Below are 4,444 nucleotides of genomic sequence, written 5' to 3'. Positions count from 1 at the left end.
AATTAGCAGGAAGTTTGAGCCTAGCAATCAGCATTCCCACTATTATGATGGGTTTGTTTAAATTTAGAAGTCAGCAAAGATTAGAGGAAATTAAATCAGATCAAAAATTTATTGTTTTTATGGCTGCTGGTTCAATTCTTGGTGCTTTTGTAGGTAGTAATTTGTTGAAATATGTATCGAGTTCTCAGCTATATTTAATCTTAGGTACAATCCTCTTCTTATCCGCCCTGAAGTTAGCAAAGCATAAGCCAACCAGCTAAAAGTCAATTTATCCCTTATGTATAAATTATTCTCATATCCCAAGAAGAGGATATGTGTGTTAGTATATTTAAAACTAATACCTTGAGCGCAGATTCATGGGGAAGGTTTTAGTCCTGAACGCCTCTTACGAACCGCTCAACATTACCAGTTGGCGACGGGCCACGGTTTTGTTGATTAAAGGCAAGGCTGAACGCTTAGAATACAACGGCAAATTCCTTTACTCGGATTTCCCGCTACCAACCGTTATCCGGTTGCGCCACTATGTCCGCGTTCCTTATAAGGAAATTCCTCTCACCCGTCGAAATATATTGCATCGTGATAGCCATACTTGTCAATATTGTGGTTACACAGGGGATGGTTTGACCTTAGATCATGTGATGCCGCGATCGCGTGGAGGAGGTGATACTTGGGAAAATATCGTCACTGCTTGTGTCCGCTGCAATGTCAAAAAAGGTTGTCGGACACCGCATGAAGCCCGGATGCCTTTGCGTCATTTACCCCGTCAACCTTACAGTAGTCTCTACTTTGAGGTAACAAAGCATCTGAAAAGTGGACTTCATCAAGAGTGGCAAAAATATGTCATAGGTCTTTGATATTACACCCAATCAACTACAAAAATTCAGGGAAGACTTCACCTGTACAAAATCTGCCTGACTAAAGTCATTAGCAGTAGCTACAAGTACGGTTTTTACTTGTTTTAAGTTAGGGCTAACAACAGCTTATGGTCAATTTCCACTAAGCTGATATTTTTATGTCCACAGAACTTGACATTTTGAATATCTTGATCTTAGGGAATCTCTGTCTTGTTTCCAAACAACGATATATAGATAGCTTTTGTTCTTAACTGATAATTTGTTACAATTATAATTACACGATTCGCCACTGAGAAATTGAAAAATAAATTTGCATACAGAATAGAGATTTTACCACAAGTCAAATAAATATTCAAGATGATTATTCAATTTTCGTAAAAATCTGCATATTTGTTTCGACAAAAGCACAAAATTTGAGGTCGAATATACTTCCAAGTCTTACGACATACTTGATTTCCAGCATCTCTATGCACTGTAGGTGGATGTAATAGATCCTTGACTCATGCTATTGACAGAAAATAAACCCCCTACACAGTGCCAAAATTAATTTTAGATTTTTACCAAGTCTCCTGTAGCTAAACAAGCGCATGATCACTTGGATTATATCTAAATGGATAACACAACCTTTCACATTTAGAAATACAGTTCCTTATGTACGTGAATTATCCGCCTTCTCAACTTGAAAGTTTATCATTAGCCACAGATCCAAAACAGGAGGAAGTAGAAATAGAGAAAGAGCTAATTGAACTTCCTCCTTTAACCAGAGCTACCTTATCATCCTCTAATGGTGATGGTAGTATCTATTTAGCCCAACGTGGCAATTCCCTAGCGGCTCAGAAATCCGAAGAGTTACAAAAAACCCTACTTGGACATCGCCATGAGCGCCAGTTAGTGATTTTACAAGATTTTCCTGACCCTGATGCGCTTTCCTGTGCTTGGACTTACCAATTAATTGCTCAACAGTATGATATCAAGTGTGACATTATTTATGCAGGAACTTTAAGCCACCAAGAAAATATTGCTCTAGTTAAGCTCACTAATTTACCGGCTCAACGCTGGACAATGCAAACCTTAAAAAATAAAGATTTGTCATCTTATCAAGGATTTGTGTTAATTGACAACCAGGGAACTACTTCTCAGTTATTACCCGCAATACAACAAGCCGGAATTCCTCTAGTCGTGTTAGTGGATCATCATAGTTTACAAGGGGAACTCAAATCAGAATTTGTTGATGTTCGTCCTTATGTGCGAGCAACTGCCACAATTTTTACTCAATACTTACAAGCAGGGTTGCTGACTTTAGACAACAGCATTAGCCAGCACGTCAAATGTGCTACAGCTTTAATGCACGGTTTACGCTCAGATACAAATCGGTTAATGCAAGCCCAAGAAGAAGATTTTATGGCTGCTGGGTATCTGAGCAGATTCTATGATGCTCAGTTACTAAATGCTATTTTACAAGCAAATCGTTCTAAACGGGTAATGGATGTGATCGAGCGATCGCTTAAAAACCGCATCGTTCAAAATAACTTTTCCATAGCTGGTGTTGGTTACTTGCGCTATGATGACCGGGACGCAATTCCCCAAGCCGCTGATTTTCTCGTCACTGAAGAAAATGTGCATACAGCAGTAGTTTATGGCATTGTTCATGATGAAGATGACGAACTAGAAGTAGTCATAGGTTCTCTGAGAACTACAAAACTTACCTTAGATCCTGATGAATTTATCAAAGAAGCCTTTGGACAAGATAGCAGCGGGCGATTTTTTGGTGGTGGAAGAACAGGTGCGGGAGGCTTTGAAATTCCCATGGGTTTCTTATCTGGTGGTAACGAAAATTCGGCTTATGCGAAAATGAAATGGGAAGTTTATGACGCACAAATTAAGCAGAAATTGTTGAGATTGGTAAATCCTAGAGATAATCCCATTCAGTCTTAAAACAGATGCAAAAACTTTAGTGATTTAGGGTTTAGCCGTGCTGAACCCATGCAAATGAATTTCTTGGCAGTAAAATCTTAACTGGAAATTTGTCTTTTTACTGTTGATGAGATTTTAAATTTTATCCTTATAGTGAGGAATAATTGTCATCTTATCTGGTGAGCGATTAACTAAAAAACGATGTGTGTCTAATAACTTTTTCTCAAAGGATTGATAAAAAAATGAATTACTTGGTTGGTAGACAAAATCCTATTTATGAAGTTCCTATTGATAAATTAAATAAAATGCTTGCCATATTAGTATCGGAATTTGGTGAAGAGTGGTTAAATACAGGAAATAGTAACCCAGTTCAACAATTGTGGCAAAGACAAGATTGGCTCTCTACGTGTGAGTTGCTACTATTAGGAAATTCTCTCAAAATATTAAAAACAGTTGCTCCTAATTGGGTATCTGAACAGGTAAAACTCATTAAACAAGAAGATAAAAATAATAGACGTGGAGCATTATTTGAGTTACTTGCTCTAAGTCTGTTTGATGGAGAAGGTGTTTCTATAAAACCTGCTGCTAATTCCAACCCTGGTTATGATGGAACAGTTTTTCTACCAAGAAATGCCTCAATTCAGATTTCTGTTAAAAGCTATGGTATGTCTAGCCACCAGCAAGAATTTAATAATCAATGTAGTATAGTTGAGGCTCAACTTGTAAAAGCTCTTTCTGAACACCAACTAAACGCAGTTGGGTTCTATGTATTTGCAAAAAATTATCCAACTCAATCTGACTGGGAAATTTTGAAACAAAGATTACCAGAAATACTGAACTCTGTTCAGAATGGAACTGATGATTCATTTGAAGACCTTGAAAAGAGTTGTTGGAGTATTAAAATCCAGAATTTACCGTTTGAGAATTATCAGTTTAGTGAAACACACCGATCATATACATTTATAGTATGCTCTCCATACCACAAAAATGAATATAAAAACCTTTATGACAAGCTAGATGATGCTTATACAAATTTCACAAAACACTCTAGAAGTATTCATCCACTAACAACAAGAATGGTATTTATTGACATACCAAGTTCAGCTTCTATTAAATTATGCAAAGAATGGGCTACACAATACTTTCAAGAAAGAGAGAATTCACCTATTGGTTTAGTTATTTTTTATCAACCAACTGTTGTAACAGATGGTCAGAAAGGTTCAACATTTATAAATCATTGTGTATTCCTTATTGATAGTCCTGAGTGTGAGCGATGGCTTAAACTCTACAATCCAAGTAGTCCACCTATTTCTACAACTATCTTTATTGGAACAGTTTCTGATGAGCCGATACCACTTACTCTACAGAATGATGATATTTCTATCCCGATAGATGACCATTATTGTTACCAGCAAGGCCATCACTACTTGTTAGCTCAGATAAAAGAGGATGGCACACAGTATGGTCAGCTTGAAAAACAAGCATCAGGTATTTTCAGACATATTGTTTCTTTACACCCAGAAGGTCAACTGATAGTTAAGGGTATATTTCCACCATCTGATGAGTTACTTTTATGGTGATGAGTGCGATTTGCTTGCAGCAGTGCTTCGCTATCGCTAATTAACAAGTGGTCAAGGTTTCAATAGTGGTATGATGTAGATATTATTTAGAAAAAT

The 4,444-nt window shown here is 37.0% G+C and carries 4 protein-coding genes; all 4 read left to right on the top strand.

Going from position 1 to position 4,444, the window contains the following annotated elements; all coding sequences use genetic code 11:
- Positions 1–260 (top strand): TSUP family transporter (locus FJR38_RS28275; RefSeq protein ID WP_254449379.1); only part of this gene is annotated, 260 nt, incomplete at its 5' end.
- Positions 261–356: 96 nt separating this feature from the next.
- Positions 357–854 (top strand): HNH endonuclease, encoded by a 498-nt coding sequence (locus FJR38_RS07250; RefSeq protein ID WP_168492995.1) that lies wholly within the window; start codon positions 357–359, stop codon positions 852–854.
- Between the two features lie 651 nt (positions 855–1,505).
- Positions 1,506–2,789, top strand: a complete 1,284-nt coding sequence (locus tag FJR38_RS07245; protein WP_168492993.1) for a bifunctional oligoribonuclease/PAP phosphatase NrnA — start codon at positions 1,506–1,508, stop codon at positions 2,787–2,789.
- A 221-nt stretch (positions 2,790–3,010) separates the two neighbouring features.
- On the top strand, positions 3,011–4,348 hold the full coding sequence (locus FJR38_RS07240) for a hypothetical protein (protein WP_168536187.1): 1,338 nt from the start codon (positions 3,011–3,013) through the stop codon (positions 4,346–4,348).
- Positions 4,349–4,444 lie beyond the last annotated feature (96 nt).

It is taken from the genome of Anabaena sp. UHCC 0253, from assembly GCF_009712085.1.
Taxonomy (GTDB): Bacteria; Cyanobacteriota; Cyanobacteriia; order Cyanobacteriales; family Nostocaceae; genus Dolichospermum.
Note: the sequence above shows the minus strand (reverse complement) of the source record. Positions and strands in the feature narration are given on the sequence as shown.